Origin of the sequence: Streptomyces sp. NPDC001407, from assembly GCF_042895325.1 — a bacterium.
Lineage (GTDB): Bacteria > Actinomycetota > Actinomycetes > Streptomycetales > Streptomycetaceae > Streptomyces.
Genome location: NZ_JBIAWF010000003.1, coordinates 299,486 through 323,440 on the forward strand (window position 1 = coordinate 299,486; position 23,955 = coordinate 323,440).

Annotated in this window: 4 protein-coding genes; 1 reads left to right on the top strand and 3 read right to left on the bottom strand. The window is 75.6% G+C overall.

The window, feature by feature from the left end; translation table 11 throughout:
* Nucleotides 1-14: 14 nt before the first annotated feature.
* Together ACFY1P_RS06780 and ACFY1P_RS06785 are read right to left on the bottom strand one after the other, a co-directional pair.
* Complete coding sequence (locus tag ACFY1P_RS06780) at nucleotides 15-4,739, bottom strand: type I polyketide synthase (RefSeq protein WP_390749937.1); 4,725 nt, start codon at nucleotides 4,737-4,739, stop codon at nucleotides 15-17.
* The gene (locus tag ACFY1P_RS06785) at nucleotides 4,739-10,117 is read right to left on the bottom strand and encodes an SDR family NAD(P)-dependent oxidoreductase (protein ID WP_390749938.1); all 5,379 of its coding nucleotides are present in this window, start codon (nucleotides 10,115-10,117) and stop codon (nucleotides 4,739-4,741) included. Before ACFY1P_RS06785 ends, ACFY1P_RS06780 begins: the two co-directional genes overlap by 1 nt.
* A 516-nt stretch (nucleotides 10,118-10,633) precedes the next feature.
* On the opposite strand from ACFY1P_RS06785, the gene ACFY1P_RS06790 reads away from it, so the two are divergent.
* The gene (locus ACFY1P_RS06790; protein ID WP_390749939.1) at nucleotides 10,634-13,405 is read left to right on the top strand and encodes an AAA family ATPase; all 2,772 of its coding nucleotides are present in this window, start codon (nucleotides 10,634-10,636) and stop codon (nucleotides 13,403-13,405) included.
* Between the two features lie 85 nt (nucleotides 13,406-13,490).
* Here the strand turns inward: ACFY1P_RS06790 and ACFY1P_RS06795 are convergent, their stop codons facing one another.
* The gene (locus tag ACFY1P_RS06795) at nucleotides 13,491-23,945 is read right to left on the bottom strand and encodes an SDR family NAD(P)-dependent oxidoreductase (RefSeq protein WP_390749940.1); all 10,455 of its coding nucleotides are present in this window, start codon (nucleotides 23,943-23,945) and stop codon (nucleotides 13,491-13,493) included.
* Nucleotides 23,946-23,955: the final 10 nt, after the last annotated feature.

Below are 23,955 nucleotides of genomic sequence, written 5' to 3' on the forward strand. Positions count from 1 at the left end.
GTGAGCGGCTCCGCTCACGTGGTGCCGAGCTCGTTGTCGATGAACGCGAAGACGTCGTCGGCGGAGGCGTCCTCCAGCCGTCCGGCGACCGACGGGCCGTCGTGCGCGGCCAGCGTCGCGGTCAGTTCGCCCAGTACGGTCTGCAGGCGCGCGGTGATCCGGCCCTGCTCGATGTCCTCGGCGGAGAGCTCGCGGAGCCTGGCCTCCAGCCGGTCGAGCTCGGCGAGCACGGAGTCGGCGGAGGCGCCGGAGCCGCCCAGTTCGCCGTCGAGGTGCGCGGCCAGCGCGGCGGGGGTCGCGTAGTCGAAGATCAGCGTGGCCGGCAGGGTGACCCCGGAGGCCGTGGTGAGCCGGTTGCGCAGGTCGACGGAGGTCAGTGAGTCGAAGCCGAGGTCGCGGAAGGCCGTCGTCGGCTCGACCGAGCCGGCGCCGTCGTAGCCGAGGACCAGCGCGGCCTGGCCGCAGACGAGGTCCACCAGCGCGCGCTCGCGTTCGCCGCCGGTCAGCGCGGCGAGCCGCTGGGCGAAGTCGTCGGGCACGGGCGCCTGGCCACCGGCCGGGGCGATGTCCCGGACCTCGGGCAGGTCGGCCAGCAGCGCGCTGGGGCGGGCCGAGGTGAAGGCGGGCACGAAGCGGGTCCAGTCGACGTCGGCCACGGTCAGGGTGGTCTCGCCGCTCTCCAGGGCGCGGCGCAGCGCGGTCAGGGCGCGGGCGGGGTCCAGCGCGGAAATGCCGAGGCCGCGGCCCGCGTCGCGTACGTGGTCGCTGTCGGCCATGCCTTTGCCGCCCCAGGGGCCCCAGGCGACCGAGGTGGCGGGAAGGCCGGCGGCGCGACGGTGTTCGGCGAGCCCGTCGAGGGCGGCGTTGGCGGCCGCGTAGTTGGCCTGGCCGGCGCCGCCGACGGTGGCGGTGAGCGAGGAGAACAGCACGAACGCCGTCAGGTCCAGGTCGCGGGTGAGCTCGTGCAGGTGCCACGCGGCGTCGGCCTTGGGGGCGAGCACGCCGTCGAAGCGCTCGGGGGTGAGGGCGTCGAGCACGCCGTCGTCCAGGACGCCGGCCAGGTGCAGCACGGCCGTCAGCGGGTGTTCGGCGGGCACCGTCTCCAGCAGGGCGGCGAGGCTGTCGCGGTCGGCCACGTCGCAGGCCGCCAGCGTCACCTTGGTGCCGGTCGCGGCCAGCTCCCGTATCAAGTCGTCGGCGCCCGGGGCGCGTTCGCCGCGGCGGCTGGTGAGCAGGAGGTGTCCGGCGCCCTCGGCGGCGAGCCACTTGGCGACCTCGGCGCCGACGGCACCGGTGGCGCCGGTGACCAGCACGGTGCCGGTGGGCTGCCAGGGGGTGCCGGGCCGGGCGGGCGCGTGCTCCAGGCGGCGGCCGTACGCCCCGGAGGCGCGGACGACGATCTGGTCCTCGTCGCCGGCCGCGGTGAGCAGGGTCGCGAGCCGCGCGAGGAGGTGCGGTTCCAGTGTCTCCGGGAGGTCGACGAGGCCGCCCCACAGGTCGGGGTGTTCCAGGGCGGCCACCCGGCCGAGTCCCCAGACGGCCGCCTGGCGGAAGCCGGCGAGGGTCTCGGTGGGCTCGTGGGCCACCGCTTCCCGGGTGACGCTCCACAGCCGGGCGGTGCCCTGGGTGTCGGCGAGCGCCTGGACGAGGGCGGCGGTCGTGGTGACCGGGGCGGTGAGCGCCAGAAGGTTGAGGACGCCGTCGACGCCGGTGCGCCCGGCGAGCAGTGCGGCGAGCGCGGTGCGGTCCTGGGCGCCGGCGGGCACGGCGAGGGTGTCGAGGGCGAGGCCGTGTCCGGCGAGCGCGGTGAGCAAGGAGTCCACCCACGCGTCGCGGTCCTCGGGGACGACTGCGAGCCAGCGGCCCGCGGCGGGCGGGACCTGCGCCGGGGGCAGCATGCGCCAGCCGGTGCGGTAACGCCAGCCGTCCACCGTGGAGTTGGCCTGCCGGTCGCCGTGCCAGGAGGCCAGGGCGGGCACGAGGGCGGCGACCGGGGCGGCGTCGTCCAGGCCGAGGGTGGCGGCGAGTGCGGGGACGTCCTGGTCCCGTACGAGCTGCCAGAACTCGGCGTTCTCGTCGACGGGCCGGTCCGCGGTGAGCGACGGGGCGTTCTCCCAGTGGCGGTCGCGCCGGAAGGGGTAGGTGGGCAGACCGACCTTGCGGCCGCCGGGGAAGAGCGCGGTCCAGTCGGGGCTCAGGCCGCCGGTGTGCAGGCGGCACACGGCGTCGATCAGCGCCTTGACCTCGTCCTGGTCGCGGCGCTGGGTCGCGACGGCCTGCTCGGCGGTGTCCTGGGCCATGCCGGTGAGCACGGCGTCGGGGCCGACCTCCAGGAAGCGGGTGGCGCCCTCGGCCGCGAGGGCGCGGACGCCGTCGTCGAACCGGACGGCCTCGCGGACGTGCCGGACCCAGTATTCGGGCGAGGTGAGTTCCCCGGCCGGGCGGCCGGTCACGTTGGAGACGACGGGCAGGCGCGGCTCGTGGAAGGTGAGCGACTCGACCACCTCGCGGAAGGGCTCCAGCATGGGGTCCATGCGGTGCGAGTGGAAGGCGTGGCTGACGCGCAGCCTGGTGGTCTTCTCGAACCGCCCGGCGACGGCCAGCACCGCTTCCTCGTCGCCGGAGACGACGACGGCGCGCGGTCCGTTGACGGCGGCGAGGTCGGCGCCCTCGGTGAGCAGCGGGGCGACCTCGGCCTCGGTGGCCCGGATCGCGACCATGGCGCCGCCCTCGGGCAGTTCCTGCATCAGGCGGCCGCGCGCGGCGACGAGGGTGACGGCGTCGGGCAGGGAGAGGACCCCGGCGACGTGCGCGGCGACGATCTCGCCGATCGAGTGGCCGCCGAGGAGGTCGGGCCGGATCCCCCAGGACTCGAGCAGGCGGAAGAGCGCGACCTCGAAGGCGAAGATGCCCGCCTGGGTGAACCGCGTCTGATGCAGCAGCTCCGAGCCGGGGTCGAGGACGACGTCCCGCAGCGGCCGGTCGAGGTGTCCGTCGAAGGCGGCGCACACCTCGTCGAAGGCGCGGGCGAACTCGGGGAAGGCGGCGTGCAGTTCGCGGCCCATGCCGGGGCGCTGGGAGCCCTGGCCGGAGAAGAGGACGGCGAGCCGCCCGGGCCCGGCCGCCGCCACGGGCACCTCATGGCCCTCGGCGATCGCGCGCAGCCCGCCGAGGAGTTCGTCGCGGTCGCGCCCGGTGACGGCGGCCCGGTGGGTGAACAGGGAGCGGGTGGTGGCGAGCGAGAAGCCGGTGTCGTACGGGTCGTGCTCGCCGGCGGTGTCGAGCAGCCGGGCCGCCTGGGCGCGTACCGCGTCGGCCGTGCGGGCGGAGAGCACCCAGGGCACGACGGGCAGCGTGCCGCGGGGCCGGTCGTCCGGTTCCTCGGCGGCGGGGGCCTGTTCGATGATGGTGTGGGCGTTGGTGCCGCTGATGCCGAACGAGGAGACGCCCGCGCGCCGCGGCCGTCCCTCGGCGTCCCAGTCCCGCGCCTCGGTCAGCAGCCGGACGTCGCCCGCGGTCCAGTCGACGGCGGTGCTGGGCCGCTCGGCGTGCAGGGTCGGTGGCAGGACCCCCGCGCGCATGGCCATGACGACCTTGATGATGGCGGCCACACCGGCGGCGGCCTGGGGGTGGCCCATGTTGGACTTGATCGAGCCGAGCCACATCGGCCGGCCCTCCGGCCGGTCCTGGCCGTAGGCGGCGATGACCGCCTGGGCCTCGATGGGGTCGCCGAGCGTGGTGCCGGTGCCGTGCGCCTCGACGACGTCGACCTGCTGTGGGGCCAACTGCGCGTCTGCGAGGGCCTGTTGGATGACCCTGATCTGCGCGGGGCCGCTGGGCGCGGTCATGCCGTTGGAGGCGCCGTCCTGGTTGATCGCGCTGCCGCGGACCACGGCGAGCACCTCGTGGCCGTTGCGGAGCGCGTCGGAGAGCCGCTCGACCAGCAGGACGCCCGCGCCCTCGGCCCAGGCGGCGCCGGAGGCGTCCTCGGAGAAGGAGCGGCAGCGGCCGTCGGGCGACAGGGCCCGGCGCTCGCTGAACTCGACGAACATCTCCGGGCTCGCCATCACCGCCGCGCCGCCGGCCAGGGCCAGCGAGCACTCGCCCTTGCGCAGCGCCTGGACGGCCATGTGCAGGGCGACCAGCGAGGAGGAGCAGGCGGTGTCCATGGTGACGGCGGGGCCTTCGAGGCCGAGGGTGTAGGCGATGCGTCCGGAGACGATGCTGCCGGAGATGGTGCCGCCCACGTAGTCGTGATGCATCAGGCCGACGAAGACGCCGGTCGGGGTGCCCTTCACGGACGCGGGGTCGATGCCGGCGCGCTCGAATGCCTCCCAGGAGGTTTCGAGGAGGAGGCGCTGCTGGGGGTCGGTGCCGGGCGCGTCCTTGGGGCTGATGCCGAAGAAGGCGGGGTCGGACTCGGCGGCGTCGTGCAGGAAGCCGCCGTGCCGGACGTAGCTCTTGCCCGGCCGGCCCATCTCGGGGTCGTAGAGCGCGTCGATGTCCCAGCCGCGGTCGGTGGGGAAGCCCGAGACGACGTCGACGCCGTCGGCGACGATCCGCCAGAGGTCCTCGGGTGTGCGGACGCCGCCGGGGTAGCGGCAGCCCATCCCGATGATCGCGATCGGCTCCCGCTCGCGGTCCTCCAGCTCGCGCACGCGGCGGCGGGTCCGCTCCAGCTCGGCCGTCGTCCGCTTGAGGTAGTCGCGGAGCTTGTCGGCGGTGCCCGGCTGTTCCATCACTGGACTCCCAGTTCGTTGTCGATCCTCGCGAAAAGCTCTTCGTCGCTGGCGCCGCCGATGTCCTCGGCGGGCCCGGTGGCGCCGGTCGCGCCGTGGGTGTCCTGCCAGGTCCGCAGGAGGGCCTCCAGCCGTGCCGTGATCCGGGCGTGCGAACCGTCCTCGTCGGGCAGCGCGGTCAGCGCGGCCTCCAGCCGGTCGACCTCGGCGACCACCGACCGGGCCTGGTCGGCGGGCCCGGGGACGAGTCCGGCCTTGAGGTACGCGGCCAGGGCGGCCGGGGTCGGCTGGTCGAAGGCCAGCGTGGCGGGCAGCGCGAGACCGGTGGCCGCGGCCAGCAGGTTGCGCAGTTCCACGGCGGCCAGGGAGTCGAAGCCCATTTCCTGGAAGGCACGTCCGGCCGCCACCGACTCCGCGGAGGCGTGCCCGAGCACGGCGGCCACATGGGTCAGCACCAGCTCCAGCAGCAGCCGGTCCCGGTCGGCGTCCGGCAGCGGGGCCAGCCGCTCCCGCCAGGGCGTCGCGTCCGCGGTGCCGCCCGTCGCCGCGGCGGCCCGCCGGGGCGCGCCGCGGACCAGGCCGCGCAGCAGCGCGGGGACGCCGTCGGCCCTGACCCGTACGGCGGCGGTGTCGAGCCGGGCCGGGACGACGAGCGCGTCCTCGGTGTCCAGCGCCGCGTCGAAGAGCTCCAGGGCCGCCTCGGTGGACAGCGGCGGCAGGCCGGCGCGGTGCAGGCGTTCGAGGTCGGCCGCCTCCATCCGGTCGGAGAGTCCGCCGGTGTGGTCCCACAGGCCCCAGGCCATCGACACCGCGGGCAGCCCGGCCGCCCGGCGGTGGGCGGCCAGCGCGTCCAGGAAGGTGTTGGCGGCGGCGTAGTTGGCCTGGCCGCCGCCGACCAGCAGGCCGGCGGTGGAGGAGAAGAGGACGAAGGCGGTGAGGTCGCGGTCCCGGGTGAGTTCGTGGAGGTGCCAGGCCGCGTCGACCTTGGGCCGCAGCACCCGCTCCACGCGGTCCGGGGTCAGGGCGGCGAGCGTGCCGTTGTCGACCACACCGGCGCAGTGCACGACGGCGCGGACGTCGTGCCGGTCGAGGAGGGCGGCGAGCCGGTCGCGGTCGGCCGCGTCGCAGCGGGCCACGGTCACCTCGGCGCCCGACGCCTGAAGATCGGCGCGGAGTTCGGGCGCGCCCGGGGCTTCCTCGCCGCTGCGGCTGGTCAGCAGCAGGCGCGTCACGCCGTGGGCGGCGACGAGGTGGCGGGCTATCAGGCCGCCGAGGCCGCCGGTGCCGCCGGTGACGAGCACGGTGGTGCCGGGCTCCCAGCGCGGCGGGCCGCCGGGCTTCCCGCGGGCGAGCCGGGGTGCCAGCAACGCACCGTCGCGCACGGCCACTTCGGGCTCGTCGCAGGCCAGTGCGGCGGCCAGACCGTCCGTGCCGTCGGTGTCGACGAGCAGGAAGCGGCCGGGGTTCTCGGCGGTGGCGGCGCGCACCAGTCCGGCCAGCGGGGCGTGCGTGAGATCGCCGGCCCGGGTCACCACGGCCAGCCGTGACCGCTCGAACCGGCCGTCGTCGAGCCAGGTCCGCAGGGCGGTCAGCGTGCGGCCGACCGTCTGCCGTACGGCTGCGGGCACGTCGGCCCCGCCGTCCGCGGGCGGCACCGGCAGGACGACCACGGCGGGTGCCGGGCCGGCGAGCGCGTCGAGGCCGGTGTGGGCGGGCGCGCCCAGGCCGAGGTCGTCCTCGCCCCAGACCGCGAGGCCCGGCGCCGGGCCGGACGGTGCCGGGACCGGCGCGAGTTCGACGCGGAAGAGCGAATCCCCCGGCCCGCCGGACAGCTGCCCGGCCGCGACCGGTCGGGCGACGAGGGCCCGTACGGAGGCGACGGGCGCGCCGGTGGCGTCGGCGATCTCCAGTGACACGGCGTCCGCGCCGGCCTTGGCGATGCGGATCCGCAGTTCGGCCGCGCCCGCGGCGTGCAGGGTGACGCCGCTCCAGCTGAACGGGAGCACCGCCTGGCCGGGGCCGAGGTCGAGGAGGTTGGCGTGCAGGGCGGCGTCGAGCAGCGCGGGGTGGACACCGAACGCCCCGGCCGTGGCGCGGGCGCCCTCCGGCAGGGCGGCCTCGGCGAAGAGGTCGTCGCCGCGCCGCCACACCGCGCGCAGGCCCTGGAAGACCTCGCCGTAGCCGTAGCCCGCGGCGGCCAGCCGGGGGTAGAGCTCGTCGAGGCCGATCTCCTCGGCGCCCTCGGGCGGCCACGCGGTCAGGCCGGCAGGCGGCGCGTCGGCGCCCTTCGCCAGTGTGCCGGTCGCGTTGCGGGTCCACGGCGCGTCGGGGGTGTCCGCGGGCCGGGACCACACGGTGAGCGGACGGCGGCCCGCGTCCTCGGCGCCGACGGCCACCTGCACCGCGACGGCGCCCTCTTCGGGCAGGGTCAGCGGCGCCTGGAGGGTCAGTTCCTCCACGAGGTCGCAGCCGGCCCTGTCCCCTGCCTGGACGGCGAGTTCGACGAGGGCGGTGCCGGGCAGCAGGACGGTGCCGTGCACGGCGTGGTGGGCGAGCCAGGGCTGTGCGGACCGTGACAGCCGGCCGGTGAGGAGAATCCCGCCGGAGTCGGGCAGCTCCGTGACCGCGCCCAGCAGGGGGTGATCGGCCGTCAGCTGTCCGAGGCCGCTGGCGTCGCCGCTGTTCCCGGCGGAGTCCAGCCAGAAGCGGGTGCGCTGGAAGGGGTACGTGGGCAGGTCGACCCGGCGGGCGCCGCTGCCGGCGAACAGCGCGGCCCAGTCGACGCTCACCCCGCTGACGTACAACGTGCCGAGGCAGCCGAGGAGTTCGCGCTCCTCCGCGCAGTCGCGGCGCATCGTCGGGGCCGCCACCGGTTCGCCGCCCACGCTCTCCGGCGCCATCGCGGTGAGCACGGCGTCGGGGCCGAGCTCCACGAAGGTCCGTACGCCCAGGCCGTCCAGGGCGCTCATCGCGGAGCCGAACCGTACGGTCTTGCGGACGTGGTCCACCCAGTAGTCCGGCGAGGTGAGTTCCTCGGCCGTGGCAAGGGTGCCGGTGAGCGTCGAGACGATGGGTATGCCGGGCGTCCCGTAGGTCACTTCCTTCGCCACCTGGCCGAAGTCCGCCAGCATGGGCTCCATCAGCGGCGAGTGGAAGGCGTGCGAGACGGTCAGCCGGCGGCTCTTGTCGAAGCGGGCGGCGAGCTCCGCCACCGCGTCCCCGTCGCCGGAGATCACCACCGACCGCGGTCCGTTGACGGCGGCGAGGCCGACCCCGTCGGACAGCAGAGGTGCCACCTCGGCCTCGGTCGCCCGCAGCGCCGCCATCGCGCCGCCCGCTGGCAGCCGCCGCATGAGGCCGCCACGCGCCAGGACGAGGGTGACCGCGCTCTCCAGCGACAGCACGCCGGAGACGTGGGCGGCCGCGAGCTCGCCGACGGAGTGCCCGACGAGGAAGTCCGGGCGCACGCCCAGCGATTCCAGCAGCCGGAACAGCGCCACCTCGACGGCGAAGATCGCGGCCTGGGCGTAGTCCGTGCGGTTCAGCCGCTCCGCGTCGGACTCGATGACCCGGGTCAGCGGAACGTCCAGCTCCGGGTCCATCAGCGCGCACACCGCGTCGAAGGCGGTGGCGAAGGCGGGGAACGCGCGGTACAGCTCGCGGCCCATGCCCAGGCGCTGGGATCCCTGGCCGGTGAAGAGGAAGGCGAGCTTCCCGCCTGTTCCGGTGCCGCCGCCGGCCGAGGCGAGGCCGGAGAGCAGCTCCTCGGTGTCCGCGCCGACGAGCACCGCGCGGTGCTCCCAGGAGGAGCGGGTGGCGGCCAGCGAGAAGCCGATGTCGAGGGGGTCCGTGTCCGGCCGGGCGGCGACCCAGGACCGCAGGCGGCGGCCCTGTTCGGCGAGGGCTTCGGGCGTGCGCGCCGAGAGGATCCAGGGGACGGCGGTGAGCGCGGTCGCCTGCTCGGGCTCGGGCGAGGACTCGCATCCCTCGTCCGCCGGGGCCTGTTCGAGGACCACGTGGGCGTTGGTGCCGCTGATGCCGAACGACGAGACGGCCGACCGCCGGGGCCGCTCGGTCTCCGGCCAGGGGCGGTGGCCGGTGAGCAGTTCCACCGCGCCCGCGTCCCAGTCGACCTGCGTGGAGGGCTCGTCCACGTGCAGGGTCCTCGGCACCTCGCCGTGGCGCATGGCCATGACCATCTTGATCACCCCGGCGACACCGGCGGCGGCCTGGGTGTGCCCGAGGTTGGACTTCACCGAGCCCAGCCACAACGGCCGCTCCGCCGGGCGGTCCTGACCGTACGTCGCCAGCAGGGCCTGCGCCTCGATCGGGTCGCCGAGCGTGGTGCCGGTGCCGTGCGCCTCGACCGCGTCGACGTCCGCCGGGGAGAGCCCGGCGGACGCCAGGGCCTGGCGGATCACCCGCTGCTGGGACGGACCGTTGGGGGCTGTCAGCCGGCTGCTGGCACCGTCGGAGTTGACGGCGCTGCCCTTGACGACGGCCAGCACGCGGTGGCCGTTGCGCTCGGCGTCGGAGAGCCGCTCCAGAAGCAGCATCCCCGCGCCCTCGCCCCAGCCCGTGCCGTCCGCGCCCGCGGCGAACGCCTTGCAGCGGCCGTCGGGGGACAGTCCGCGCTGGCGGCTGAAGTCGACGAACGTCTCGGGGGTCGACATCACGGTGACACCGCCGGCCAGCGCCAGGGTGCACTCACCGGCCTGGAGCGCCTTGACCGCCCAGTGCAGGGCGACCAGCGAGGACGAGCAGGCGGTGTCGACGGTGACCGCGGGGCCTTCGAGGCCGAAGGTGTAGGCCACCCGGCCCGAGGCGATGCTGGCCGCGCTGCCGTTGGCCAGATAGCCGTCGAGGCCGTCGGGCACGGAGTGGAGCCTGGTGGCGTAGTCGTTGTACATCACCCCGGCGAAGACACCGGTGCGGCTGCCGCGCAGCGTCGCGGGCACGACGCCCGCGTCCTCGAACGCCTCGTGGGAGATCTCCAGCAGCAGCCGCTGCTGGGGGTCCATCGCCAGGGCCTCGCGGGGGCCGATGCCGAAGAAGTCGTGGTCGAAGTCGGCCGCGTCGTGCAGGAAGCCGCCGGTGCGGGCGTAGGTCCGGCCGGGGCGGTCCGGGTCGGGGTCGTAGAGCGCCTCGACGTCCCAGCCGCGGTCGGCGGGGAAGTCCGACACCGCGTCGGTGCCGGCCGCCACCAGTTCCCAGAGCTCCTGGGGGGTGGTGACGCCGCCGGGGTAGCGGCACGCCATGCCCACGATCGCGACGGGTTCGTGCGCACGGTGCTCGGCCTCGCGCAGCCTCCGTCGCGTCTCGCGCAGATCCGACGTTGTCCGCCTGAGGTAGTCGAGCAGTCGGTCCTCGTTGTTCACCAGCGCAGCCGTCCGATCGAAATCGAAAGAAGCCTTCGGAAGACGCGGGGCTCCCGGGCTCCTCGGTCCGCGCCCCCCGCCATTCGGAGGCTATGGAGCGCCGGACGGCCCGGCCAACCCCTATACCCCCCAGCACGGGCAGGGGGTGCGGCGGCGGAGCCGGGCAGGGGCCGAGGTGGCCGAAACGTCCGGCGTGGCGTTGCCGGCGTCGGCCGACGACCCCTCAATACAGTGGCCTCGAAGGGAACTTCGGGGGTCGAGCCGGTGTTTGACACCGGTTCGAAACATTACGTAGGTTCCGTATTCATATTTCGCTGATGTCCTGGATTGACGAGGTCCATCGAGCGCACCACACCCCCGGGGAAGCAACATTCACCCAAGTTCTAGGGGTTTTCGGGTGTGCCGTGCGCTGGACTGCCTGGATCGACACCTCTCTCCACCACCGGCCCGGGGTGCGCGTCCGGCGCGGCCGCTCGGTGGAGGGGGGTTCTCGGAATGCTGACCGCGGGGGCGATTATGCGTTTGTTCGACCGGCATGAAGAACTGGAAGCCTTGAGCGAGGCGTTCGCCGACTGTGTCGGCGGTACGGGACAGCTCGTGATCATCAGTGGGGGGCCCGGCTCGGGCAAGACCGAGTTATTGCACGAGTTCGCCAACAGAGCCGTCGGGGCCGGTGCCCTGCTGCTCGCGGCCACCGCCTCGCTCACCGAGCGACTGCGCCCCATGAGCACCGTGGGCCACTTGCTGCACAGCGGTGAGGTGGCGGCCCCGGAGGCGCTCGACCATGTCACCCGCTGCCGCACCACCGACGGCGCGGCCTCTGCCGCACCCGGTCAGGACAGGGCGACGCGCATCGCCCGCGCCGTCCAGGACGCGGGTCAGGCCGTGCTGGACCTGGCGGACGAGCGGCCGGTGGTCGTCGCCGTCGACGACTGCCACTACATGGACGGCGAGTCGCTCCAGACCCTGCTCGGGCTGCTGCGGCGGATCCGCACCCGGCGGATCCTGGTGGTCTGCGCGGGCTGGGAACAGTCCGGGCTCGCGCACCCGCTGGTCCACACCGACCTGCTGCGCCGCCCGCACCGCCGGGTGCGGCTCGCGCCGCTCTCCGAGCAGGGCGTCGCGCTCATCCTCGCCGCCCGGTCGCCTGGCCCGCTGCCGGACGGCGCCGGCGCCGCGTACCACCGGATGACCGCGGGGAACCCCGCCCTGGTGCACGCGCTCCTCGACGACACCACGCGCCTGGGCGCCGAGCCCGGCGCACCCGTCGCGAGCGGCGGCTACCGGCAGGCGGTGCTCGCCTTCCTCCACCGCGCCGAGCCCGGCCACCTGCGGATCGCGGGGGTGCTGGCCGCCCTCGGCGACCTGGCCTCCGCCCGGACCACCGCGCTGCTGGCCGAGGTCCCGCCCGACGCGGTGCGGCACGTGGCCGAGGGGCTGGGCTCGATGGGCCTGCTCGACGGCTACCGCTTCCGCCACCCCGCGGCGGCGGCCGCCGTCCTCGGCGACCTCGGGCCCGCCGACAGCGCACGGCTGCACGGCGCCACCGCGCGGCTGCTCTATCTGGAGGGCGCGCCGCCGGCCGACGTCGCCGGGCACCTGCTGGCCGCCGGCGAGGTCACCGAGTCCTGGGGGCCGTCCGTCCTGCGGCTGGCCGCCGAACAGGAGCTGGCCGAGGACGACATCGAGCAGGCGACCGCCTGTCTCGGTCTCGCCCTGCGGGTCTGCGAGGACCAGCGGGAACGCGAAGCCCTGTCCGTCACGCTGGCCCGCGCCGTCTGGCGGGTCAACCCCGCCGCCGCGGGGCCGCACCTCGTGCCCCTCTACGACGCGGCGAGGACCGGCACCCTCGCGGTCGAGGAGACCGCCACCGTGCTGCGCCACATGCTGTGGCAGGGCGACACCGAGCTCGCGGCGGAGACGGCGGCCGCGTACACCGGCTCCCGGACCGTGGCCGACACCCACGCCCTGGCCGAGATCGACTTCGTCAGGAACTGGTTCTACGGTGTGCCGCGCCCGGCCGGGCAGCGTGTGGACCTCGCCAGGGTGGCCGCCCTCGAACCCGCCGCCACGGACCGCGCGGCCGGCCTCTGGGCGAAGGTGGCCATGCTGGCCGGAGGGGTCGTCACCGACGAGTCCGTCGCGCGCGCCGTCGAGGCGCTGCAGACCCACGGGCCCAGCGACCTGCGGCTCGAACTCAGCACGATCTCCCTGCTCCTCATCGCGCACGCCGACCGGGCGGCGACCGCCGCCGAGGCGTGCGAGGCGATGCTGGCGGAGGCCGGGCGGCGGGGGGCCACGACCTGGCAGGCGGTCCTCGGCGCGGTACGGGCCGAGATCGCCCTGTTGCAGGGGGACGTGGAGACTGCGGCGGCGAAGGCCACCGAGGCGCTCGCGCTGCTGCACCCGCAGGGGTGGGGCGTGCTGGCCGGACTGCCGCTGGCGACGGCGCTGTCCGCGTACACCGCCATGGGCCGCCACGAGGCCGCCGCCGGACTGCTCGCGCGCAAGGTGCCGGACAGGATGTTCCAGACGGGCTTCGGCGTGCAGTATCTGCGCGCCCGCGGCCACCACTACCTCGCCACCGGCCGGGCCTTCGCGGCGCTCAACGACTTCGAGACCTGCGGTCAGCTGATGCGCGACCGCAACCCCGACCTCCAGGAGCTGATCCCCTGGCGCACCGACCTCGCCCGCGCGAACCTGCGGATAGGCAAGGCCCGGGTGGCCAAGGAGTGGGCGCAGAAGCAGCTCAAGGTGCGCGGCGGCATCGGTTCGCGGACGCGTGCGATCACGCTGCGCGTGCTGGCCGGCGCGAGCCAGCTGCGGCACCGCACGGCGCTGCTGCGCGAGGCGATCGACCTCCTCCAGATCTGCGGCGACCGGCTGGAACTCGCGCTCGCCTACGCCGACCTGTCCGCGGCCCACTACGAACTGGGCGAGTACGCGCGGGCCCGGCTCCTGGCCCGCCAGGCCGCCCAGGAGGCCGAGGTGTGCCGCATCGAGTCGCCGGTGGGCAACCGGCTGGAACGGGCGGAGCCCACCGAGGCGACGGCGGCCGGGGCCGGAGCCGCCGCGACGCTCAGCGACGCCGAGTGCCGGGTCGCGGCGCTCGCCGCCCTCGGGTACACCAACCGTGAGATCAGCAGCCGGATCCACGTCACGATCAGCACGGTCGAGCAGCATCTGACGCGGGTGTACCGGAAGTTGAACGTCGCCAGCCGGACGGAACTGCCGTCGAAGGTCATCGAGCACCGGATCCCGACGGTGTCGGAGGCGGTGCGGCAGTAACCGCTCGCCCTTGGAGCGCGGGCTCGAACGCGCGCCCGCACCGGGTCGGCCGGGGGTCCCACGGGACCCCCGGCCCTTTCCTTGTTCAGTTGTACGACTCCAGCTCGTCGTCCAGGATCCCGAAGAGCTCGTCCGCCGTCGCCGACTCCAGGCCCGGTCCCGCGTCCCGCGGTTCCGGGGCCGCCGGGCCGGCCGTCGTCCACTTCGCCGTGAGAGCGCGGAGGCGCAGGGCGACCCTCGCCCGAAGGTCGTCGTCCATGGCCACCGCGTCCAGCAGGGTCTCCAGCCGCATCACCTCGGCCTCCGCGTCGGGGGCGGCGGGGTCCGCCGCTCCGACGAGTTCGGCGTGGAGGTGGTCGGCGATGGCGGCCGGGGTCGGGTAGTCGAACGTCAGCGTCGACGAGAGCCGCAGGCCCGTGTCCCCGCTGATGCGGTTGCGGAGTTCCAGGGCCGCGAGGGAGTCCACGCCCAGCTCACCGAAGGCCCGCTCGGGGTCCACCGCGTCCGCGTGGGCGTGGCCGAGGACGTCCGCGACATGGCCGCACACCGTCTCCACCAGCAGCTTCCTGCTGTCGGCCGGGGGCAGTTCCGCGAGCCGCCGCGGCAGGCCGACGGCCTCGGCCGGCTCGGTGGCGGCCGGTCCGGGCCGGGCCGTCCGCCGGGCCGGGGTCCGGCCGAGCGCGCGGACCAGCGGCGGCGCGTCCTCGGTCGGCCGCACCCGCATCGGCAGGAGCACGGCCCGGTCCGTGCCCAGGGCCAGGTCGAAGAGCTCCAGCGCCCGGCCGGCCGGCAGCGGCTCGACGCCGTCGCGGGCCAGCCGCCGCAGCTCGGTCTCGCCGAGCGAACCGGCCATGCCGGAGGCGGTGTCCCACAGCCCCCAGCCGAGCGACAGCGCGGGGAGCCCGGCCGAGCGGCGTACGGAGGCGAGGGCGTCCAGGAACCCGTTGGCCGCCGCGTAGTTCGCCTGCCCGGCCGCGCCGAGCGCGGACGCGGCCGAGGAGAACAGCACGAACGCGCTGAGGCCGAGGTCCCGCGTGAGCTCGTGCAGGTGCCAGGCGGCATCCGTCTTGGGCCGCATGACGGCGTCGAGACGGTCCGGCGTCAGGGACGGCAACAGGCCGTCGTCCAGCACTCCGGCGGCGTGCACGACCGCCGTCAGCGGGTGCTCGGCGGGGATGCCGGCGAGCAGCGCGGCCAGCGCGTCGCGGTCGGCGGCGTCGCAGGCGGCGACGGTCACCGTCGCGCCGAGCTCGCGCAGTTCGCCGAGGTCCCCCGGGTCGCCGCCGCGGCTGCTGAGCAGCAGGTGCCTGACGCCGTGCCGGGTGACGAGGTGCCGGGCGAGCAGGCGGCCGAGGCTGCCGGTGCCGCCCGTGATGAGCACGGTGCCTTCCGGGCCTGGCCCGGCGAGGCCGCCGGTGCCGCCGGCTTCGGCCGCGATCAGCTTCGGTACGTACGCCTCCCCCGCCCGCAGGGCGAGTTCGGGCTCTCCGGTGGCCACGGCCGCGGGCAGCGCCGCCAGGGAGGCGGGGTCGTCGTCGAGGTCGACGAGGACCAGCCGGCCGGGGTATTCGACGGCGGCGGACCTGACGAGGCCCTGGATCCCGGCCTGCGCGAGGTCGGGGTCGCCCGCGAGGGCGGCCGCTCCCCTGGTGACGACCACCAGCGGGCCGTCTCCGGGCGAGGGGTCGGCCAGCCGTTCCTGGAGCGTGGTGAGCATGCCGCGTACGGTCTCCCGTGCCGCGGTGGGCGCGTCCGCGGCGGTGGATCCGGGCGCGAAGAGCACCGCGTCCTCGTGGAGTCCGGCGGGTGCGGCCAACGGCACGGGGGCCCAGGTCAGTTCGTAGAGGTCGCCGAGGGCGGGCGCGCCCAGCTGGTCCGCGGTCACCGGGCGGATGCGGAGCGAGGACACCGCGGCGACGGGTGCGCCCGCGCCGTCGAAGAGGTGCAGGCTCATCCGCTCGGTGCTGTGCGGGGTGAGCCGCAGCCGTACCGCCGAGGCGCCCGCCGCGTACAGCGACACGCCCTCCCAGGCGAACGGCAGCGTCATCACGGTCGGGTCCTGGCCGTCCACGAGGTCGATCGCGTGCAGCGTGGCGTCGAGCAGCGCCGGGTGCAGGCCGAAGCCGGCCGGTCCGGCGTCCTCGGGCAGGGCGAGTTCCGCGTAGACCTCCTCGCCGAGCCGCCACGCGGTGCGCAGGCAGCGGAACAGCGGGCCGTAGCCGTAGCCCTGTTCGGCGAGGTGGTCGTAGGTGCCGGTCAGGTCGACGGGCACGGCTCCGGCGGGCGGCCAGGCGGCGAGGGCGGCGGGTTCCGGCGCGGGCTCCGGCGCGAGGACGCCCGTGGCGTGCCGGGTCCACTCGCCGGCCGCGTCCTCGTCGCGCGCGTGGACGGTGACCGTGCGCCGCCCGGCCTCGTCGGGGGCGCCCGCGACGACCTGGAGCTGGAGCGCGCCGTGCGCCGGCAGCGCCAGCGGCCGCTCGATGGTGAGTTCCTCGACCTGGGCGCAGCCGGCCCGGTCGCCCGCCTGGACGGCCAGTTCCACGAACGCGCTGCCCGGCAGCAGCACCACGCCGGCGACGGCGTGGTCGGCGAGCCAGGGGTGCGTGGTCAGCGACACCCGGCCGGTCAGCGCGACGGAGTCGGCGCCGGCCAGCCCGAGCACCGCGCCCAGCAGCGGGTGGTCCGCGGGCGCCTGGCCCAGGCCACCGGCGTGGGCGGGGGCGGACGGCCCGTCGTCCAGCCACAGCCGCTGCCGCTGGAAGGCGTACGTCGGCAGGTCGGCCCGGCGCACGCCCGTCCCGGCGGTCATCCCGCGCCAGTCGACGTCGACGCCGCGTACGTGCAGGGTCGCGAGGGCGGTGGCCAGCGCGACGGGTTCCTCGCGGTCCCGGCGCAGCGCGGGGACGAGCACCGAGCGCTCGGGGTCGGTGAGGCAGTGGGTGCCCATGGTGGACAGGACGGCGTCCGGGCCGAGTTCGAGGAAGGTGCGTACTCCGGCGGCTTCCAGGGTGCGGATCCCGTCGCCGAACCGGACGGCCTCGCGGACGTGCCGGACCCAGTACGCGGGTGAGGTGAGTTCTTCGTCGGTGGCCCGCTCGCCGGTGAGGTTGGAGACGACCGGCACGGCCGGGGGTGCGAACCGCAGCTCCCGTGCGACCTTCTCGAACTCCTCCAGCATCGGCTCCATGCGCGGCGAGTGGAAGGCGTGGCTGACGCGCAGCCGCTTCGTCCTGCGGTCGGCGAAGGCGGCTCCGACGGCGGCCACCGCGTCCTCGTCGCCGGAGACCACCACGGCGGACGGTCCGTTGACGGCGGCGATGCCCACCCGTGCGCCGAGGTGCGGGAGCACCTCCTCCTCGGTGGCGTCGACGGCCAGCATCGCGCCACCGGCGGGCAGCGCGTCCATGAGCCTGCCGCGGGCCACGACCAGGCGGGCGGCGTCCTCGAGGGTGAGGACGCCCGCGACGTGGGCGGCGGTCAGTTCGCCGATGGAGTGCCCGGTGAGGAAGTCGGGGCGGATCCCCCAGGACTCCAGTAGCCGGAAGAGCGCGGTCCCGATCGCGAACAGGGCGCTCTGGGTGTACGTCGTCCGGTCGAGCAGCGCCGCTTCCTCGCTGCCCGGCTCGGCGAGGATCACGTCGCGCAGCGGGCGGTCGAGGTGGGTGTCGCAGTGCCGGCAGACGTCGTCGAGGGCGCGCCGGAAGACGGGGTGCGCGGCGTACAGCTCCCGGCCGGCGCCGGCGCGCTGGGCGCCCTGCCCGGTGAAGAGGAAGGCGACCTTCCCGGCGACCGGCCTGCCGCGTACGACGGCGGGTGAGGCGGCCCCGGTCGCCAGGGCGGCGAGCCCGGCGGCGAGTTCGTCGCGGTCGCGGGCGATCACCCCGGCCCGGTGGCCGAGGGCGGCGCGGCCGGTGGCCAGGGAGAAGGCGAGGTCGGGGAGCGGGGTGTCCGCCACGGCCGTCAGGCGGCCGGCCTGCGCGGCGAGGGCTTCGGGGGTGTGGCCGGAGACGAGGACGGGCAGCAGCGGGGGCACGGTGGCGTCCGCGGGTGCGGTCTCCTCAGCGGGTTCGGGGGCCTCGATGATGGTGTGGGCGTTGGTGCCGCTGATGCCGAAGGAGGAGATCCCGGCCCGGCGCGGGCGGCCGGTCCGAGGCCATTCCCGTGCCTCGGTGAGGAGTTCCACGCTGCCCGCCGTCCAGTCCACCTGGGTGGACGGCGCGTCGACGTGGAGGGTGGGCGGCAGGACGCCGTGGCGCATGGCCAGCACCATCTTGATCACTCCGGCGACCCCGGCGGCGGCCTGGGTGTGGCCGATGTTCGACTTGACGGAGCCCAGCCACAACGGCCGGTCCTCGGGCCGGTCCTGGCCGTAGGTGGCCAGCAGGGCCTGTGCCTCGATCGGGTCGCCGAGGGTGGTGCCGGTGCCGTGCGCCTCGACCACGTCGACGTCCGCCGCGGACAGGCGGGCGCTCGCGAGCGCCTGGCGGATGACGCGCTGCTGGGACGGGCCGTTGGGCGCGGTCAGGCCGTTGGAGGCGCCGTCCTGGTTGACGGCCGAGCCCCGGACGACCGCGAGGACCTGGTGGCCGTTGCGGCGCGCGTCCGAGAGCCGCTCCAGCAGGAGCATGCCCGCGCCCTCGGAGAGCGCGGTGCCGTCGGCGCCGTCGGCGAAGGACTTCGCCCGGCCGTCGGCGGCGAGGTTGCGCTGCCTGCTGAAGTCCACGAACGTGTCGGCGGTCGACATGACGGACACGCCACCGGCCAGCGCCAGGGTGCACTCCCCCTGGCGCAGGGCCTGGACCGCCAGATGCAGGGCGACCAATGAGGACGAGCACGCGGTGTCCACGCTGAGGGTCGGGCCCTCCAGGCCGAGGGTGTAGGCGACCCGGCCGGAGGCCACGCTGCCGAGGCTGCCGTTGCCCAGGTAGTCGCGCACGGACTCGGGGGCGTTGCTCAGCCTGCTGCCGTAGTCGTGGTACATCACGCCGGTGAAGACGCCCGTGCGGCTGCCCCGTACGGCGTGCGGGTCGATGCCCGCGCGCTCCAGCGCCTCCCAGGAGACCTCCAGCAGCAGCCGCTGCTGGGGGTCCATCGCGAGAGCCTCGCGCGGCGAGATGCCGAAGAAGTCGGGGTCGAAGTCGGCGGCGTCGTGCAGGAATCCGCCCTCGCGGGTGCTGCACCGGCCCGCCTTGCCGGGCTCGGGGTCGTAGATCCCCTCCAGGTCCCAGCCGCGGTCGGCGGGGAAGGGCGACATGCCGTCCCCGCCCGCGGCCAGCAGCCGCCACAGCTCCTCGGGGGTGCTGACGCCGCCGGGGTAGCGGCAGCTCATCGCGACGATCGCGACGGGTTCGTCGGCCTCGGCCGCGGGCTCGGCCCGCTCGGCGTCGGCGGGCGCGTCCGGTCCGACGAGCTCGTCCTTGAGGTGACCGACCAGGGTCTGGGCGTCGGGGTAGTCGAAGACGAGGGTCGCGGGCAGCCGCAGGCCGACGGCGGTGGCGAGCCGGTTGCGCAGTTCCACCGCCGTCAGCGAGTCGAACCCGGCCTCGCGGAAGGCGCGTCGGGGGTCGAGCACCATGTCCACGCCGTGTCCGAGGACGGCGGCGACGTGCGTGCGGACGAGTTCGTGGAGCAGCGCGTCGCGGTCGGCGGGCGCCAGGGCCGCGAGCCGCTCGCGCAGCGAGCCGTCCGCCGTGGCCGTGGCCGCCGTGCGCCGCGCGGGTGCGCGGACCAGGCCGCGCAGCACCGGGGAGAGCGTGGCGGCCCGCCCGAGCGCGGGCAGGTCGAGGCCGATGGGCAGCAGCAGCGGGGCGTCGGAGGTCAGCGCGGCGTCGAAGAGGCCGAGCCCCTCGGCCGTGGCGAGCGGGCGGACGCCGGAGCGCGCCATGCGCTCCACGTCGGCGTCCGCGAGGTGCGCGGTCATGCCGGTGCGCTGTTCCCAGAAGCCCCAGGCGAGGGAGGTGGCGGGCAGGCCGCGTGCGCGCCGGTGGTGGGCCAGCCCGTCGAGGAAGGCGTTGGCCGCGGCGTATCCGGACTGGCCCGCGCCGTCCACGGTGCCCGCGGCCGAGGAGAAGAGCACGAACGCCGCGAGGCCCATGTCCTCGGTGAGTTCGTGCAGGTGCCAGGCGGCGTCCGCCTTGGGCCGCAGCACCGCGTCGAGCCGCTCGGGGGTGAGCGCGGTGGCGAGGCCGTCGTCGAGGGCTCCGGCGAGGTGGACGACGGCGGTCAGGGGGCGGTCGGCGGGCACGCCGGCGAGGAGTGCGGCGAGCTGTGCGCGGTCGGCCACGTCGCAGCGGGCCACGGTGACGTCCACGTCCAGGCCGGTGACGCCGTCGGCCGCGACGCCGCTGCGCCCGGCGAGCAGCAGGTGGCGTACGCCGTGCTCGTGCACGAGGTGACGGGCTATCAGGCCGCCGAGCACGCCGGTGCCGCCGGTGATGAGCACGGTGCCCTCGGGGTCGAGCGCGGGGCTCCGGTCGCCGTGCCCGGCCCTGGTCATGCGCGGGACGTGGACGACGCCGTCGCGCAGGGCGAGTTGGGGTTCGCCGGAGGCCGCCGCCGCGGCGACCACGTCGTCGAGTGCGGCGTCGGGGTCGGCGTCTACGAGGACGAAGCGGTCGGGGTTCTCGGCCTGGACCGCGCGCACGAGGCCCCAGGCGGCGGCCGCGGCGAGGTCTTCGACCCCTTCACCGGCCACGGCGACGGCTCCCCGGGTGAGCACGAGCAGCCGGGCGGTGGTCGCGTGGTCGTCGGCGAGCCACCCCCGTACGGCCTCCAGGGCCTGGCCGGCGGCCGAACGGGTGCCCGCGAGGGGGTCGCCGGTCGCGCCCAGCGGGAGGACGACGACGTCGGGCAGCGGGCCGGAGGCGGTGGTGTCGTCGAGCAGCACGTAGGGGACGGCGGGGCGTTCGGCCGGGGGCAGGGCCGGCCAGTCGAGGCGGTAGAGGTCCTCGGTGCGGTCCGCCGCGGCGAGCGCGGTGGGGTCGACGGTGCGGGAGGTCAGCCCCTCGACGGTGGCCACGGGAGCACCGGTGGTGTCGGCCAGATGGAGCGTGGTGACGTCGGTGCCGGTGATGCGTACGCGCAGGGCGGTCGCCCCGGTCGCGTGGAGCGAGACGCCGCTCCAGGCGAAGGGAAGCCGGGCCGGGCCGTCCTCCGGCTCGCCGAGTCCCACGGCGTGCAGGGCCGCGTCGAAGAGCGCCGGGTGAAGCCCGAAGTGGTCGGCTTCGACGGGGAGTTCGACCTCCGCGAAGGTCTCCTCACCGCGCCGCCAGGCGGCGCGCAGGCCCTGGAAGGCGGGCCCGTAGTGGTAGCCCTGCCCGGCGAGCCGGTCGTAGACGTCGCCTGCGGGAATCGGCCGGGCCCCGGCGGGCGGCCAGGCGGCGAGGTCGAACCCGGCGTCGCCCGGGTCCGGCTCCAGCAGGCCGGAGGCGTGTCGGGTCCAGTCGCCGGTGCCGCCCTCGGGGCGGGAGTGCACGGCGAGGGGGCGGCGGCCGGTGGCGTCGGTGTCACCGACGTGGAGCTGCACCTGCACGGCGCCGCGCTCGGGCAGCAACAGCGGTGCCTCCAGGGTGAGTTCGGCGACGCGGCCGCAGCCGAGCTCGTCCCCGGCCTTGACGGCGAGCTCCACGAACGCGGTGCCGGGCAGCAGGACCGTGCCGCCGACGGCGTGGTCGGCGAGCCAGGGGGTGGTGCCGGTGGAAAGACGGCCGGTGAAGAGCGTGCCGCCGCCCTCGGCGACGGTGACGGCGGCGCCGAGCAGCGGGTGCCCGGCGGCCGTGAGACCGGCGGCGGTGACATCGCCCGCGGCGGGCGAGCGGCCGAGCCAGAAGCGTTCGCGCTGGAAGGCGTACGTCGGCAGGTCGGCCGGCTGTGCGGGCGCGCCCTCGAAGGCCGGCCGCCAGTCGACGGGGACGCCGCGCACGAACGCCTCGGCCAGCGAGGTCAGCCAGCGCTCCCGGCCGCCCTCGTCGCGGCGCAGCGAGCCGAGGGTGAGCACGTCCGCGCGGACGGCGTCGGCGGTCTCCTCGACGCTGTGCAGGAGCACGGGGTGCGGGCTGCACTCGACGAACACGCCGTAGCCCGCGCCGAGCAGCACCCGGGTGGTGCTGTCGAAGAGCACGCTTCGGCGGAGGTTGGTGTACCAGTATTCGGCGTCGAGGCCCCGGGTGTCGAAGAGCGCGCCGGTGACGGTGGAGTAGAACGGCACGGTCCCGGACTCCGGCCGTACGGCGGCGAGTTCGGCGAGGAGCCGTCCGCGGATGGTCTCGATCTGGGCGGAGTGCGAGGCGTAGTCGACGGGCAGCCGCTTGGCGCGGATCCCGTCGGCCTTGAGCAGGTCCTCCAGTTCGCCGATCGCGTCGGTGTCGCCGGAGAGCACCACGGAGGCCGCGCCGTTGACGGCGGCGACCGAGACCCGGCCGTCGTAGGCGGCGAGGCGTTCGCGGATCCGCTCCTCGGGCAGGGCGACCGACAGCATGCCGCCGCGGGCGGAGAGTTCGTCGGCGATGGCCTGGCTGCGCAGGGCCACGACGCGGGCGCCGTCGGCGAGCGAGAGCGCGCCCGCGACGCAGGCCGCGGCGATCTCGCCCTGGGAGTGGCCGATGACGGCGCCGGGTTCGATGCCGTACGAGCGCCAGAGCTCGGCCAGCGACACCATGATCGCCCAGAGTGCGGGCTGGACGACGTCCACGCGGTCGAGGGGGGCCGCGCCGCGCACGGTGGCCAGGAGGTCCCAGTCGGTGAAGGGGGCGAGGGCGTCGGCGCACTCGGCCATCCTGGCCGCGAACACAGGCTCGGAGTCGAGGAGTTCCGCCGCCATGCCGGCCCATTGGGAGCCCTGCCCGGGGAAGACGAAGGCGACGCGGGACTCGCTCACCCGCGCGCCCCGCACCACGTGCGGTGCGGCCTCCCCCTCGGCGAGGGCGGTCAGCCCGGCGAGGAGGGCCGGGCGGTCGGCGCCGATGACGACCGCGCGCTCGTCGAGGGCGGCCCGGGAGGTCGCCAGCGCGTGGGCGACGCCGGGGAGGGGCGCGTCGGCCGCGAGGTGGTCGAGCAGCCGGCGCGCCTGCGCCTCCGGCCCGCGCTCGCCCTTGCCCGTAAGGACCAGCGGCACGGGTCCGGTCAACTCGACGGCAGAATCCACCTGTTCGGGCTCGGGAACGCCTTCCAGGATCACATGGGCGTTGGTGCCGCTGATGCCGAACGAGGACACGGCGGCGCGCCGGGGCCCGTCGGTCGCGGGCCAGGGCCGGGCCTCGCCGAGCAGCTCGACCGCGCCGGACTCCCAGTCCACCTGCGGGGTGGGCTCGTCCGCGTGCAGCGTCTTCGGCAGGACGCCGTGCCGCATCGCCATGACCATCTTGATCACACCGGCGACACCGGCGGCGGCCTGGGTGTGCCCGATGTTCGACTTGACGGAGCCCAGCCACAGCGGCTCGCCCCCGGGCCGGTCCTGGCCGTAGGTGGCCAGCAGCGCCTGGGCCTCGATGGGGTCGCCGAGCGGGGTGCCGGTGCCGTGTGCCTCGACGGCGTGCACCTGGTCCGCGCGGAGCTTGGCGCCGGCCAGGGCCTGGCGGATCACCCGCTGCTGGGACGGGCCGTTGGGCGCGGTCAGGCCGTTGGAGGCGCCGTCCTGGTTGATGGCGCTGCCCTTGACGACGGCCAGCACGCGGTGGCCGTTGCGCTCGGCGTCGGAGAGCCGCTCCAGCAGCAGCATCCCGGCGCCCTCGCCCCAGCCCGTGCCGTCCGCGCCCGCGGCGAAGGACTTGCAGCGGCCGTCCAGGGACAGGCCGCGCTGGCGGCTGAAGTCCACGAAGGTGTCCGGGGTGGACATCACGGTCACGCCGCCCGCCAGCGCGAGCGAGCACTCGCCCGAGCGCAGCGCCTGGACGGCGAGGTGCAGGGCGACCAGGGAGGAGGAGCAGGCGGTGTCGACGGTGACCGCGGGGCCTTCGAGGCCCAGGGTGTAGGAGACGCGGCCGGAGGCGACGCTGCCGAGGTTGCCGTTGCCGAGGTAGCCCTCGACGCCCTCGGGCACATCGGTGAGCCAGCTGCCGTAGTCGTGGTACATCACCCCGGCGAAGATCCCGGTGCGGCTGCCCCGGAGCGCGTGCGCGTCGATGCCCGCCCGCTCGAACGCCTCCCAGGAGGTCTCCAGCAGCAGGCGCTGCTGCGGGTCCATGGCGATGGCCTCGCGGGGCGAGATGCCGAAGAAGCCGGGGTCGAATTGCGCGGCGTCGTAGAGGAATCCGCCCTCGCGCACATGCGTCTTGCCGGGCGCGTCCGGGTCCGGGTCGTAGAGACCCTCCACGTCCCAGTCGCGGTCCGCGGGGAAGTCGCCGATGGCGTCCACGCCGTCGGCCACGAGGCGCCACAGCTGCTCGGGGGAGGTGACGCCGCCGGGGTAGCGGCAGCTCATGCCGACGATCGCGACGGGTTCGTCCGCCGCGGCCGTGATCCGCGCGTTCTGCTCGCGCAGCCGCTCGTTCTCCAGCAGTGACTCGCGCAGCGCCTCGACGATCTGCTCGACAGATGTGTCCACGGTCCGTGTC